Source organism: Synechocystis sp. IPPAS B-1465, from assembly GCF_003015225.1.
In the GTDB taxonomy this organism is placed as follows: domain Bacteria; phylum Cyanobacteriota; class Cyanobacteriia; order Cyanobacteriales; family Microcystaceae; genus Synechocystis.
In genome coordinates, this window is sequence record NZ_CP028094.1 from 2,674,916 (window position 1) to 2,688,691 (window position 13,776).

The 13,776-nt window shown below is 48.8% G+C and carries 13 protein-coding genes; 6 read left to right on the top strand and 7 right to left on the bottom strand.

Annotation, left to right across the window (positions count from 1 at the left end):
* Positions 1–26 precede the first annotated feature (26 nt).
* Together C7I86_RS12595 and dacB are read left to right on the top strand one after the other, a co-directional pair.
* On the top strand, positions 27–647 hold the full coding sequence (locus C7I86_RS12595; RefSeq protein ID WP_010873595.1) for a VWA domain-containing protein: 621 nt from the start codon (positions 27–29) through the stop codon (positions 645–647).
* A gap of 14 nt (positions 648–661) precedes the next feature.
* The gene (dacB, locus tag C7I86_RS12600; protein ID WP_010873596.1) at positions 662–2,122 is read left to right on the top strand and encodes a D-alanyl-D-alanine carboxypeptidase/D-alanyl-D-alanine-endopeptidase; all 1,461 of its coding nucleotides are present in this window, start codon (positions 662–664) and stop codon (positions 2,120–2,122) included.
* A gap of 10 nt (positions 2,123–2,132) precedes the next feature.
* Here the strand turns inward: dacB and C7I86_RS12605 are convergent, their stop codons facing one another.
* Both C7I86_RS12605 and C7I86_RS12610 read right to left on the bottom strand, forming a co-directional pair.
* Entirely contained in the window at positions 2,133–2,351 is a 219-nt protein-coding gene (locus C7I86_RS12605) for a hypothetical protein (protein WP_223211285.1), read from the bottom strand.
* A 511-nt stretch (positions 2,352–2,862) separates the two neighbouring features.
* Complete coding sequence (locus C7I86_RS12610; RefSeq protein WP_010873597.1) at positions 2,863–3,681, bottom strand: carbon-nitrogen hydrolase family protein; 819 nt, start codon at positions 3,679–3,681, stop codon at positions 2,863–2,865.
* A 384-nt stretch (positions 3,682–4,065) separates the two neighbouring features.
* Between C7I86_RS12610 and metG the strand changes: the two genes are divergently transcribed.
* Both metG and C7I86_RS12620 read left to right on the top strand, forming a co-directional pair.
* Positions 4,066–5,664, top strand: coding sequence for a methionine--tRNA ligase (metG, locus tag C7I86_RS12615; protein ID WP_010873598.1), 1,599 nt, complete (start codon positions 4,066–4,068; stop codon positions 5,662–5,664).
* 145 nt (positions 5,665–5,809) lie between these two features.
* Positions 5,810–6,415, top strand: a complete 606-nt coding sequence (locus tag C7I86_RS12620; RefSeq protein ID WP_010873599.1) for an NYN domain-containing protein — start codon at positions 5,810–5,812, stop codon at positions 6,413–6,415.
* Positions 6,416–6,475: 60 nt separating this feature from the next.
* Here C7I86_RS12620 and C7I86_RS12625 read toward each other — a convergent pair whose 3' ends face one another.
* The 5 genes from C7I86_RS12625 to C7I86_RS12645 all read right to left on the bottom strand — a co-directional run bounded on the left by C7I86_RS12625 (position 6,476) and on the right by C7I86_RS12645 (position 10,750).
* A complete protein-coding gene (locus C7I86_RS12625) occupies positions 6,476–7,798 on the bottom strand; it encodes a deoxyguanosinetriphosphate triphosphohydrolase (protein ID WP_010873600.1) in 1,323 nt (440 codons plus the stop codon).
* Between the two features lie 21 nt (positions 7,799–7,819).
* On the bottom strand, positions 7,820–8,473 hold the full coding sequence (locus C7I86_RS12630; RefSeq protein WP_010873601.1) for a DUF1361 domain-containing protein: 654 nt from the start codon (positions 8,471–8,473) through the stop codon (positions 7,820–7,822).
* Between the two features lie 4 nt (positions 8,474–8,477).
* The gene (locus tag C7I86_RS12635; protein ID WP_010873602.1) at positions 8,478–9,152 is read right to left on the bottom strand and encodes a response regulator transcription factor; all 675 of its coding nucleotides are present in this window, start codon (positions 9,150–9,152) and stop codon (positions 8,478–8,480) included.
* Positions 9,153–9,368: 216 nt separating this feature from the next.
* On the bottom strand, positions 9,369–10,007 hold the full coding sequence (locus C7I86_RS12640; RefSeq protein WP_010873603.1) for a histidine phosphatase family protein: 639 nt from the start codon (positions 10,005–10,007) through the stop codon (positions 9,369–9,371).
* A gap of 116 nt (positions 10,008–10,123) precedes the next feature.
* Positions 10,124–10,750, bottom strand: a complete 627-nt coding sequence (locus C7I86_RS12645) for a hypothetical protein (protein ID WP_010873604.1) — start codon at positions 10,748–10,750, stop codon at positions 10,124–10,126.
* A gap of 134 nt (positions 10,751–10,884) precedes the next feature.
* On the opposite strand from C7I86_RS12645, the gene C7I86_RS12650 reads away from it, so the two are divergent.
* Both C7I86_RS12650 and C7I86_RS12655 read left to right on the top strand, forming a co-directional pair.
* The gene (locus tag C7I86_RS12650; RefSeq protein WP_010873605.1) at positions 10,885–12,981 is read left to right on the top strand and encodes a cation:proton antiporter; all 2,097 of its coding nucleotides are present in this window, start codon (positions 10,885–10,887) and stop codon (positions 12,979–12,981) included.
* Positions 12,982–13,034: 53 nt separating this feature from the next.
* Positions 13,035–13,475, top strand: a complete 441-nt coding sequence (locus C7I86_RS12655; protein ID WP_010873606.1) for a DUF29 family protein — start codon at positions 13,035–13,037, stop codon at positions 13,473–13,475.
* Positions 13,476–13,776: the final 301 nt, after the last annotated feature.

The window sequence follows — 13,776 nt, forward strand, 5'->3', positions numbered from 1 at the left end:
GTTTGCAAAATTGCCCCACGAGGATTATGAGCGCTGAAGCTGTCATCGAAAACCGAGACTACACCCTAATGATCGATAAAAGCAGTAGCATGGCCACCGCTGATGATCCCAATGGCCCCACTCGCTGGGAAATAGCCCAAGCTTCGACCATTGCCCTGGCGAAAAAATGTGAAGAAATTGACTCCGACGGCATCACCGTTTATCTATTCTCTGGCCGCTTCCGTCGTTATGACAATGTTACCGCCGAGAAAGTTGCTTACATCTACGCCAACAATGAACCCATGGGGCGCACTGATCTGGCCGGTGCCCTCAAGGATGGCCTGGACAATTTTTTCCAACGACGGCAGGCCGGACAAACTAAACCCAATGGGGAAACTTTTCTGATTATTACCGACGGGGAACCCACTGACCGCAAAGCAGTTATCCGTTTAATTTTAGAAGCGAGCCAAAAAATTGACCGGGATGAGGAGTTAGCGATTTCGTTGATTCAGGTGGGCAGGGATAAAAAAGCAACGGCCTTTTTTCAGGCTTTAGATGATCAATTACAGGCGGCCGGAGCGAAGTTCGACATTGTGGATACCGTCACCATGGAAGATATGCAGGGCATGAGCTTGAGTGATGTACTGCTCAAAGCAATTACAGATTAGGGGAATACCCAACCATGGCGCTGGTTTTGCTGTCTCAATGGAAAAAATATCTGGACCCATTGCCGCTCCAACTGACAGGAACGGGGATTTTTTACCTCTGTCTCACTACGGGGGTAGGGGCCCAGGCCGATCGCCTCTGCGTAGGGGATTTACAACAAAAGCTGGAAAGCCATTTACAACAACCAGAATTGAGCCGAGCTCAATGGGGCATTGCCATTCAACCTCTGACAGATTCCCAGCCTATTTACCAATATCAGGCTGACCGTTTTTTTATTCCCGCCTCCAACCAAAAATTAATTACCACCGCCATGGCTCTTCAGGAATTGGGGCCAAATTTTCGCTTTACCACCCAAGTTTATCAACGGGACGGGGGCAAAAAAGTCCAAGTTATCTCCAGCGGCGATCCCAGTTTTGACGTAGATGACCTAACGGCGATCGCCAAGGGTTTAAAAGATAGGGGGGTGACGGCGATCGAAGAATTGGAACTTGTAGATACCATTGCCCCCCAGGATTACCAACGCCCCAGTTGGGAGTGGGATGATTTGCACTACGGTTATGCTCCCCCGGTTAATGGTGCAATTTTGACTGGCAATCAAGTGATCCTTACCCTCACGCCCCAAAATCTGGGGGAACCATTGACCCCCACCTGGTCCGATCCCATTGCTGGGGCACAATGGCAGATCATTAACCAGACCGAAACGGCCGTTGATCCACACCAACCTCCCCAGGTACAACAGATTTTTGGTCAACGGCAATTGGTTATCACTGGCGGCCTGCCCCCCGCAGGGGAAACCCGTTCCATCACCCTAGCTGTGGCTGATCCCCAGCAATATTTCCTCGCCAGTTTGCAACAAAAGTTAGCAGAACAAGGCATTTCTGTAAGCACTTCGATCGTTAGCGCCAACACCAAGGCGATCGCCCCGGCCCCTTTGCTGGCTCTCACTTCCCCTCCCCTGTGGACACTGATTAAAACCGTCAACCAAGACAGCAATAACCTCTACGCTGAAGCGTTGCTCAATGCCATTCAGCCCCCTTCCCAGGCTACGGATTGGCAGTCCTACGTGGAAAGACTAGGCCTAGCCACCACCACGGTCAGATTACGGGATGGCTCAGGACTTTCCCGTCAAGACCTAGTGACGCCCCAAGCCTTAGTTCAACTTTTAATTAACCAAACCCAAAAATCAACGGGGACCATTTATCAACAATCCCTGGCCGTTGCTGGGCGATCGGGCACCCTGGAACGTAGTTTCGCCGATACTCCCCTGGTGGGCAAAATGCGGGGTAAAACAGGTACCCTCACAGGGGTGGTTTCCTTAACGGGCTATGTGGAAAACCAGCAATGGGGCACAGTGGCATTCAGTTTTATGGTCAACAACAGTGACCTGGGGGCCTCCGTGCTACGGGAAGCAATGAAGCAGATGGTACTTTGGACTGCCCAGGTAGAAAAGTGTCAGCCCAGCGACCAGGGACGGTAAATATTAGTTGCTAACGCTTGGCATTCAAACAAAGATAAGAATCCACTACTCTGCCAGTACGTTGGCAGTTCACCAAGAGATAGTCACACACAGGGCAAGCAGTTTCGGTGACAACTTCTTTTTCAATCAAGCATTGTTGACGGACGGCATGGCTGCCGCAGTTGGGGCAATGGATGGTCTGCTTGGTGAGAATTTGGGGGGCTTGGATCAGTCGGGTATGCATGATCATGGTGATTGCTCAGGATACTTATTAAAGAGGATTTCTCAAAAATCGGGCTAAATAGGTCAAATTGCAGCGTTAAAAAACAATAGAATTCCTGTAGGATTTGTAAAATAAAACACAGTTATAAAGTCGAAGTAAAAGAAAGCAAAAATTACTCCCAGTAGCATTTAGCGCTGATCCCCATGGCAGTCAAGCCCATTTACGTCGTGTTGGTCCTTAGATAGCTTAGGTAATTAATCAAGGAAAACAACGCCGCTGACGAACTTTTCAGGCCGCAGTGACCTGCTGAGACTAAGAAATTAACACTCTCGACGGACTGTATCAGGTTTTCTTAACTATTAATTAAGCTTTGCTAGATAATGGCCATGGGTTAACTAATGTCGCCCAAGTCCTTGATCCCAATGGGTTTTTCCCGTTTATGCCCCAGGACAAACTGCCCAAATAATGGCGCAAAAGCTAGTTTTTCCTTCTGCGCCTAGGGCCATGGACTGTCCGGGAACGGCCTTGCAACTTGTGTTCAGACAAATACCCGATGTTGCAGCGAAGGCATTTGTTGGCGCACCTGTTTGAGGCGGTCTGGGTTAATTTCGGCGATCGCCAACCCTGGTTTTTCCCCCGCATCGGCCAGGATCACTCCCCAGGGGTCAATGATCATGGCATGCCCATGGGTATGCCGTCTTTCGTAATGACAACCAGTTTGGGCCGGGGCAATGACGTAGCAGGTATTTTCAATGGCCCGGGCCTGGAGCAACACTTGCCAATGGTCCTTGCCGGTGTAGGCAGTGAAAGCGGCGGGCACAAACAGAACATCTGCTCCTTGGCGGGAAAGGTAACGATACAATTCAGGGAAACGAACGTCGTAGCAAATGGACAGCCCCAAATTACCAAAGCTGTCGGAGTGGTACACTGGGGGATATTTTTGCCCAGCCATCACCGTGGCCGATTCCCAGTAGGTATTGCCGTCGGGCACATTAACATCAAACAAATGCACTTTGTGGTACCGGGCCAATTCCTGCCCATTGGGGGCAATTAGAGTAGCTGTGTTATAGGCTTTGCCTGCTTCCCCTGCCACCGGAAAGGGAAAGCCCCCCGCCAGGATAGTCACCTGGAACCGTTGGGCCATGGTCTGTAAAAATTTTTCCGTCGCCGTGGCGATCGCCGTTGCCTGTTCTAGCTTTTCAGTTTCATTGCCCAAAAAAGCAAAATTCTCCGGCAAACCCACCAATTCTGCCCCCTGGCGCACCGCCAAATCGATCAACTCCTCTGCTTCTTGTAAATTCTCGGTGAGGTTGGGGCGGCTGGTCATTTGCAGGGCAGCGGCTAAATACGGTTTCATGAAAATTCCTTGTCAGAAAGAAGCAGTGGGGCTAGCAGTTCATTTTATCCTGATCGGGTGTAGGGACGGAACTTGCTCCAAAAAAGAGGTAGAGGGCTTCACATCTTAAGATATTATGGAGAAAAACTTGCTTAAAGTTTGGTGTTTGCTAGACTGAAGTCCCCCGCTTTTTAAGATTGTTAATCTCAACATATTTTTAAGAGTCTATTTTTAGCCTTATTGATAAGAATTTCTAAGGACAATAACAAGGTTTACTTAACAATTCCCCTTGGGAATCTATCCTCTGGAGATTAGAGAAGTAACCGTTATCGTTGACCATTCTGAGCATGGTGGTTAACCAAACTGAATATTCTCCATAGCACTTTTACAAATTTTTTTGATCGAATGCTTGATTCTTCCGTACCCACTTTTTCCGTTACCACTCCACTGTACTACGTTAATGATGTGCCCCATTTGGGCAGTGCCTACACCACGGTGGTGGCGGACACCCTGGCCCGCTTTAAAAGATTACAGGGCTATGACGTGTTGATGATCACTGGTACCGACGAGCATGGGCAAAAAATTCAACGTACCGCCGAAGCCCAAGAGCTTGATCCCCAAACCCATTGTGACCGCACCGTAGTCAAGTTTAAGGAACTCTGGCGATCGCTCAATATCCTTTACGACCGCTTTAGCCGTACTACCGATCCCCGCCATTTAGCCATTGTCAAAGATTTTTTTCAACGGGTTTGGGATAAAGGGGATATTTATCTGGCCCAACAACAGGGCTGGTACTGTGTAGCTTGCGAAGAATTTAAGGAAAAAAGAGATTTATTAGAAGATAACCATTGCCCCCTGCACCCCAACCGCAAGGCAGAATGGCGGGATGAAGAAAACTATTTTTTTCGCCTCTCCCGCTATCAACACCCCTTGGAAGAACTGTACGCCCAACGACCGGAATTTATTCAACCCAGTAGTCGTCGCAATGAGGTGTTGAATTTCGTCGCCCAGGGATTGCAAGATTTTTCTATCTCCCGGGTCAATTTGGACTGGGGTTTCCCTCTCCCTAATGATCCCAACCATACCATTTACGTTTGGTTTGACGCTCTTTTGGGCTATGTCACCGCTCTCTTGGATGAAGATGAAGAACCAAATTTAACTAACGCTCTGGTTAAGTGGTGGCCGATTAATCTACACCTGATTGGCAAAGATATTTTGCGCTTTCATGCAGTCTATTGGCCCGCCATGTTAATGTCAGCGGAATTAGCGATCCCCGCCCAGGTTTTTGGCCATGGCTTTCTCACCAAAGATGGCCAAAAAATGGGTAAAAGTTTGGGCAACACCGTTGATCCCCTGGATTTAATTAACCGCTACGGGGAGGATGCTTTCCGTTACTATTTCCTCAAGGAAATTGAGTTTGGTAAAGATGGGGATTTTAATGAACAACGGTTTGTTAATGTGCTCAATGCTGACTTGGCCAACGACCTGGGTAATTTGCTCAATCGCACCCTCGGTATGGTGAAAAAGTACTGCCAGGGTCAAGGCCCCCAGGTTATGGCCACGGATTTAGCCCCGGATAATCCCCTCAAAGCGCTGGGCAGTCATTTGGGAGAAGAGGTGAGCAGTGCCTATGAAAGGCTGTCCTTTACTGATGCCTGTGAAGCAATTTTCACTCTGGTGAGGGCTGGGAATAAATATATTGACGACATGGCCCCCTGGAAATTATTTAAACAGGGCAGTCAGAAGGAGGTAGAAGACGTGCTGTACAGCGTGTTGGAATCCATTCGGCTCTCGGCCTATCTTCTTTCCCCCATTGTTCCCCGCCTGAGTACCAAAATTTATCAACAGCTAGGTTTTACCTGGGACTTTGACCAGTGGCGATCGCCGTTGGAGCAAGCGGAAGAATTCAACCGTCACCAATCCTGGGGCCAATTGGGTGCGAACCAAAATCTGCCCCCTGCCCAACCTATTTTTACCAAACTGGAGTTACCGGCAGAGGAGTAGAATCAAAAACTGACCCCCTAGGTCAATTTCAATCTTTTTAAGATTTTTTAACAAAAATTAACATTTTTATAACTTTCCCGCCTTTTCCCCTTGAAAAAATTTTTTAAAACCCCTTTAAATTACAACTTAGTCATTTAGGAACACCATGTTTGAGGACTTTGAACAGGATGCACTGTTTACGCCGGATCAGTTATTAGAAAACCGGGGGCGGGTAGCCATTTTCATCGATGGTTCCAATCTTTTTTACGCCGCATTACAGTTGGGCATTGAAATTGATTACACCAAGCTATTGCACTGTTTAACGGGCGGCTCCCGCCTATTGCGGGCTTTTTTCTACACCGGAGTAGACCGTAGTAACGAAAAACAACAGGGATTTTTACTTTGGATGCGCCGCAATGGTTACCGAGTCATTGCCAAAGACTTAGTGCAATTACCAGACGGTTCTAAAAAGGCTAACTTAGACGTGGAAATTGCCGTGGACTTGATGTCCCTGGTGGGTTCCTATGACACCGCAGTGGTGGTCAGTGGCGATGGGGATTTGGCCTATGCGGCCGATGCGGTCAGTTATCGGGGGGCGCGCATTGAAGTGGTGAGTCTCCGTTCCATGACCAGCGACAGTTTAATTAATGTGTCCGACCGTTACGTGGATCTTGACAGTATTAAGGAGGAAATTCAAAAACAACCCCGTCCCAATAGTGGCTATCGTAACGTCAATCCCTTGCCTATTTTTTCTCAGGAAAAATCTTCCTAAAAGTCTAGCCAATTTTTTCTATTCCTCCTTACTCACTGTCATTGATCTTTTGATGGGAGTTTACAAAGAAATTCCCCGCAGTTGCTGGTAAAGCAGAGTAGCTTGTAAATCCGTCATACCGGCAATGTAGTCGGTTACTTTCAGAATTTTGCTGTAATTATCTTCATCGGGGGCTATTTGATGCTCTGGAGGCAACATAAATTTGAGCAATTTTCCCTTCGGACGGGGTTGTTTTTCCAGTACGGAGGTCAAAAAATCGGTTAGTAGATCCCCCAGGACCTCAAAGCCAGCAATTTTAATTCTCACCACATTGGGATGGTGAAAAACCGCATTGGTGGTCATGGTTTCAATTTCCTTGAGTTGGGGAGAAAAGCGACTTAGCTCCACTAGGGATTGGTCAAATTTCCCTGCCAAAATATCCGGTTCGTGGTCAAGAAAAAGTTGAGCAACTTCCTTCACCAGTCGATTAATGGCCTTGGCCCGCAGTCGCTTGATGGTTTCTGCTGGACTGCCTTCGTATTGGTTCAGGTCAATGTCAGCAATGCTTTGGAGTTTATCTTGCACCGCTGCAAAGGGGAGATAGCCCATGTGAAAACCATCTTCCAAATCGACAATGGAGTAACACAGATCATCCGCCGCCTCCATTAAAAACGTGAGGGGATGGCGACACCACCAAGCAACCTTTGGCGATCGCCCGATGAGACCCACGGTTTCTGCCACTTCAGTGAATAGATCCTTTTCAGCTTGGAAAAAACCATATTTTTGTAAACTTTTGCCGGGATGACGGGCCAGGGTACGTTGGGGAATAAAGGATTCCCGGGGATATTTAGCAAAGGTGGCCAGGGTAGCACAGGTTAGTTGCAGTCCCCCTGGGCGATGGGGTAGACCAAGCCTAGTTAAAATCCGAAAGCCCTGGGCATTGCCTTCAAAGCGGTCAAAGTCAGCTTTTTCCAGGGGATTAATCAAGGCACCGGAACGATTTTTGCGGGCATACCATTTTTGAAAAGCGGTTTGGATGGCGTCCTCCCCCGCATGGCCAAAGGGGGGATTACCAATGTCGTGGGCTAAACAGGCCGCCGAGAGAATATCACCAAAGTCCGCCGCTTCGATCGCCTGGAGTTGATGGCGTTTAATTATTTGATCCCCCACCATGCGCCCTAGGGAACGCCCCACACAGGACACTTCTAAACTGTGAATCAGCCGGGTGCGGACATCGGCATTTTTGGACAGGGGAAAAACCTGGGTTTTATCCTTCAGCCGCCGGAAAGCGGTGGAATAGACAATGCGGTCATAATCTTTCAGAAAAGAGGTGCGCTCAAACTGATGCTCCTCCAACTGTTGTTTACCGAGGCGCTTGCGGGAGAGTAATTGTTGCCATTCCATTGGGTTAATGCTTTCGTTGGCCTATGGGGCACCACGACGAACCTGTTGCCATCGTAGTACTAACCCGAGGTTAATCTGTTTAGTGAACCAATAAAAAACACTCAGAATCACCACGGTAACGCTAATAGCCAAGAGGGGACGGTGATGGGAAAGGCTTTGGGCTAAATTTTGCCCCACATCTTTGGGATCAGTGACCACGTGCCAACTGTTTAACCGCAGAAATCGACCCAGGTAAATACCGATCGCCGACAACAAATGGGCCATTAACTCCATGGGGAAAATCCACGCGGACCATTGCCGTTGCTCCAGATAATAACCGGCGTTGAGCAAGGACATGACATAGCATTGCCAACCCACATTTAGAAAGAGAAAAAATTGGGGCGTAGCGGTGAAAATCATGACGCTAGTCGGTATCCCCTGCCGTACTAACTTGAAGTAGTGGATAATGTCCGTCAAAATGTAAGGGGCATTGGGTAAAAAAGCCACAAACACAGCAAAAATTACCCACCACAACGGCGATCGGGGCCATGGTTGGCGCTGGGAATTCTGCCAACGGAATAACCAAACGCTTAGCACCAGGGGAATAATAGCCAAAAAAGTGTTCCAGGCAATGCGATCGCCATTGATGGCCAATACCTGCCAGGACAACCGTAGCCAGGAAATGATTAGTTCCATACCCCTAATCCCTTAGTACGTAGCCCACCCCCCGCACTGTCTGAATCAAACGAGGTTCCCCCGCCGCCTCCAACTTCAACCGCAGATAACGGATATAGACCTCAATGATGTTGGAATCCCCCATAAAGTCGTAGCCCCAGACCCGCTCTAAAATTTGTTCCCTAGTCAACACCTGGCGGGCATGGGAGAGCAGATAGTCCAACAGCTCGAATTCTTTGGCGGTGAGATCAATCAGGCGATCGCCCCGTTGGATTTCCCTCGTACTGCGATTGAAACGTAGATCGGCGAATTGCAATACTTCATCGCTGGTGGTGTGGGTGCGGCGCAATTGCACCCGGATGCGAGCAAAAAATTCATCGGAGTTAAAGGGTTTGACAATGTAGTCATCGGCACCGGCATCTAACCCCATCACCCGTTCTTCCACGTCGTCCTTGGCGGTGATCAGAATAATGGGAATGCGACTGCCCATTTCCCTTAACCTCCGGCATAGCTCTAAACCGGACATGCCCGGCAGGGCTCCATTCACAATGATTAAATCGGGGGGAAATTCCTGGGCTTGGGTAAAGCCCTTTAGGCCATCCCTAGCCACACTGACATCGTAGCCTTCATATTTGAGTTCCAACTCCATAAATCGGGCTAACTTTTCTTCCTCTTCCACAACTAGAACACGGTGACTCATGGCAAACTAGGCGATCGCATAGCAAATATGTTCATCCTAAGGCCCCATTGCGGCTTTCAACCTGGGTTAAGCCAAGGGGAAGGTCTCAAAACGTTGCAACCTTTCAAAAACATGGCCCAGAAAAAATTTCCCCTGAGGAAGAAGCCATGGCAACAGCCAATGAATTTGAATGGGTTTAATCGTTTAATTACCTGTAATTACCTGGGTGATATTTTCTTAAGTGCCGTACCGATCGCGCAAGTCCTGGTTGAGGTGGGAGCGATCGCCCATGACTTCAATCAGAGGACCATGTTCGGACATGGTGACAATACTCACCGCCGCAACAGGCATACCAATGCGGTCTCGAAAACGGCCAATGTCAATGCCCAGCAAGCTACAGAGCATAATGCGGATGGTGGACTTGTGGGACACCACCAACACATTCCCCGTGGTAAAAGTTCGTTCAATTTCTTCTAGCACCTCCGAGCTACGGCGGGCAATATCAATGCCCTTTTCTCCCCCAGAAGGAGCATTCCAACCTGGATCGGCTAACCAGCGCACATAATCGTCATGGAATTGTTGATTAACTTCCGCCGGGGTTTTTCCTTCCCATTCCCCATAGGCAATTTCCTTCAGACCATCCCGTTTTTGAATGGGGAGATTAATCAATTTACTTAGGGGAGTGGCAGTGGCCATGGTGCGGTGCAGGGGACTGGCAAAAATAGCCGTCCAGCTCACATCCTTGTAGGCTTCGGCAAATTGGTGGGCCATCTGGTAACCGTGGCTGGTGAGGTCAATGTCCAGGCGGCCACAAAAGGTCCCTGTCTGGCTAGAAGTGGTTTCGCCGTGGCGCAAAAAGTAGAGATTGAGGGTCATAATGGGCGATTTTCTCGATAGCTTGTGTGGTTTACGGTTAATTGGCTTTAATACTGGCGGTTTTGCTAGCTAGACTAACTGCTTACCAAGGTTTAGGGTACAGCTTCACCGGGTAGTTATGGCTCCACCCGACGCCAAGTACAGTAGGGACAATCGTTTTCCCCCACCGCATTAAATCTCATATATTGCCCAGGCAAAATATTCTCAAATTTGATTGTTTTGGTTTCACCGTCCTTGGTACATTGGGCTGTGACCACGGTGGCGGTGGCGGAATCCACTTCACAGTCGATGGTGGTAATAACTTCATTGCTGTCAGCAGCGCTCATTTGCAATTGATTTCCGCTAATTTTCAGGGAAACCATGCCAAACATTAGATTCAGCAGTCCAGATAATGCTTCCATGTCTTCCTCTGGCTTATAGTCGGGACTTTCTCTGTGGGCTTCCATGGTTTTTTCATAATCGAATTTCCAGACGCCTTGAAAAGGTTGCAGTCCATCGCCAGCATCTATAGCGGGAGTGGTACTGGGACTATGGGGGTCACCATTGTCAGCCTTGGGGCCCATGATGGAGGGCAAACTTTCCCAACAACGGGAATTGCGTTGGGCCAGTGCCCCTATTTCAGCACAATCTAGGGCGATCGCCGGGGAGGATATGACCAGAGTTCCTAGGTAAACACTAGCCAGGGTGGGGACTACAGCAGGCCATAGGGCTGGGCTGATGAGGGAAAAATACTGGTTACGCATGGGGATAAAGGGGGAAAGGGGCGCAATGGCAAAACCGGCTAGGGGAAAGGGAAGAGAAATGGCGATCGGGAGCCGGAACGGTATGATGATGCCGATGGCTTTTGCCTATGACCTAAACAATCTCCACCCACTTTATGGATGGCCTATTCGCACCAATTCCGAGTAACCCTTTAATTGACTTCACTATTTTATTATTGGTGACCCTGATCCTGCCGCCCATTTTTGAGCGCTTGAAATTACCAGGACTGGTGGGACTTTTGTTTGCCGGCATTGTGTTGGGCAAAAGTGGTTTGGGGGTGCTGAATGAAGATTCGGAAAGCATCAAACTCTTCACCGACATCGGCAAAATTTACCTGATGTTTGTAGCGGGGCTGGAAATTGACATGGTGGATTTCCGCCGGACCAGGAACCGTTCGCTACTGTATGGTTCCCTCACCTTTGCGGTGCCATTGCTGACGGGGTTGGCGGTGGGGTTGACCTTTGGCTATTCCTTCAATGCGTCTGTGTTGCTCGGCTCTCTGTTTGCTTCCCATACTTTGTTGGGTTATCCCATTGTGCAGCGATTGGGCATAGTCCGAAATCAAGCGGTGATGGTCACCATTGGGGCCACAATTTTCACTGACATTGCCGCTTTATTGGTTTTAGCCATTTGTATTTCCATCCACAGTGGCAGTTTTTCCCCAGCGGGTTTGGTGGTGCAATTGGTGGCGATCGCCGTTTACAGTGCCTTGGTTTTAATTGGTTTTGATTGGGCGGGACGGGAATATTTTCGTCGCACCGGGGATGAACAGAGTAACCAATTTCTCTTTGTGTTGCTGGCGGTGTTCCTCGCTTCAGTGGGGTCAGAGTTAATCAATGTGGACAAAATTGTCGGCGCATTTCTGGCGGGGCTAGCGGTAAATGATGTGCTGGGCAACAGCCCCGTAAAGGAAAAGGTGGAATTCCTAGGAACTACCCTATTTATTCCATTCTTCTTCATTGGCATTGGGCTGCTGTTGGATCTGCCGGCTTTTTTGGTGACTTTGACCACTCTATTCCCTTTGGTGGTGGCCATTGTGGTGGGGTTAATTCTCTCCAAAGGGGTGGCGGCGATTTTAGCCCAATGGAAACTAGGTTATACCTGGGTGGAGGGTTTAACCATGTGGTCCCTCTCCATTCCCCAGGTGGCGGCTACATTGGCGGCAGCGGTGGCCGGATACCAAGCAGTTAATGCCGCTGGCGATCGCCTGGTGTCGGAGACGGTGTTAAACACCATCATTGTTTTAATGCTGATTACGTCTATCGTTGGCCCGTTGATGACGGCTAAATTTGCCCCCAAAATTCCGATTCCCAATACTCTGTCCAGTTTGACAGAAGATTTAGACGACCCCGAGGAAAATGGGGCCGTAACCCTAATCCCCCCCAAGGCTTCTACCTTCACCGTATTGGTGCCCACCCAAAATCCCCAAACCTTGAGCTATTTGTTGGAAATGGGAGCCCTGATCGCCCGCCATGAAAGTGGGGTGGTGATTCCCCTGGCGATCGCCAAAGCGCCGGTGCACATGGATGATCCTGGGTTAACCAGCCGGTTAGCTAGAAATGAGCTGTTACTGCAACAGGCTACGGAACTGGCCACCAATCTGAAAGTCGATGCCCACCCAGCCCTCCGCATTGATGATGATGTGGCCCGGGCCATTAGCCATACTGCCAGGGAAAAAAATGCGGACTTAATCATCATGGGTTGGAGTCAACAAACCCTTGGTTTACGGGCTAAATTATTCGGTAGCACCATTGACAGTGTGTTCTGGTCGGCCCATTGTCCCGTGGCGGTGATGCGGTTATTGTCTGACCCCCGTTCTTTCCATCGCATTCTCTTCCCCATCAAAAATCTCACCCCCCAAACGTTGGAGTTATTCCAGTTCACCCAGCGCTTAGCGGAAACCAACGGAGCCATTGTTACCCTGCTCCATGTTTGTCCCCACAACACCTCCCCACAACAGGTGCAAGCGTTTAAAACGGAAATGGAACGGTTTCTAAACCAATGTCGGGCCACGGCGGACTATCCCATTAAAGTCATTTGCCATGACGATGCCGCTAAGGTGCTTGTGCGGGTCTCCCACACCTTTGACCTGGTGGTGCTCCGTTCTTTCCGCCGGCGATCGGTGGGGGGAGTGGCCCTGGGGGAAGTGACCGATAAAATTTTGCGGGAAATTACCAGTTCCTTCGTCTTGTTTGGCGATCCCTACGCCTAGCCTGCGTTATTTGTTGGTCTAAATTCAGATAGTTAGTTTATGGGAGAAAAGCAATGGAAGAATTGTTAGAACTGAAAACGTTATTGTCCCAAGGGAATGTTTCTGATGCTCTGGTGTTGGTGGAGGAAATGACGGAAATGAGTAGGGACGATAAGATTAATAAAATTAGTAGTTATGCCAAGATACTTCTACTACATTTGATTAAACGACAGGCGGAAAAACGCAGTACCCGCTCGTGGGATTTATCGATCGCCAATTCAGTGGACGAAATCCAAAAAACTAATCGACGGCGCAAAGCAGGGGGCACCTATTTATCTTCAGAAGAGTTGAGGGAAGCCTTAACTGATGCCTATCGAATTGCCCTGGCCGGGGCGGCGGCGGAAGCTTTTGAAGGTCGCTATTCCAGTGAAGAATTGGCTAAAATGGTCGATTACAGTGCCCTAATCAATGATGCTTTAGATTTAATTACATCGACTTTACCTGACAAAAACTAGGTTTTATTTGTGTTGATCGCCATTTGACTTCCAACAACCAAAATCAGATAAGGGTGGTAATTATTTAATTGATTCACCATGGCGATCGCCAAGTTTTTTTCCCATAAGAGATAATTTTTCAGAATTTGTTTGCAGAGTTTTATTCTGTCCTCTAAAACGACCCACGGAAGCTCGGGCAATACTAGGTAAATTTCAGGCGGTTTCCCCTTAACGTTGAGGAGGGGACTTTTCAAACAAACTTTAGAGTGAAAATTGAGGAGCAATCGGAGAGGGCATTAGGGCTGTGGAGGCTCCCACCCTG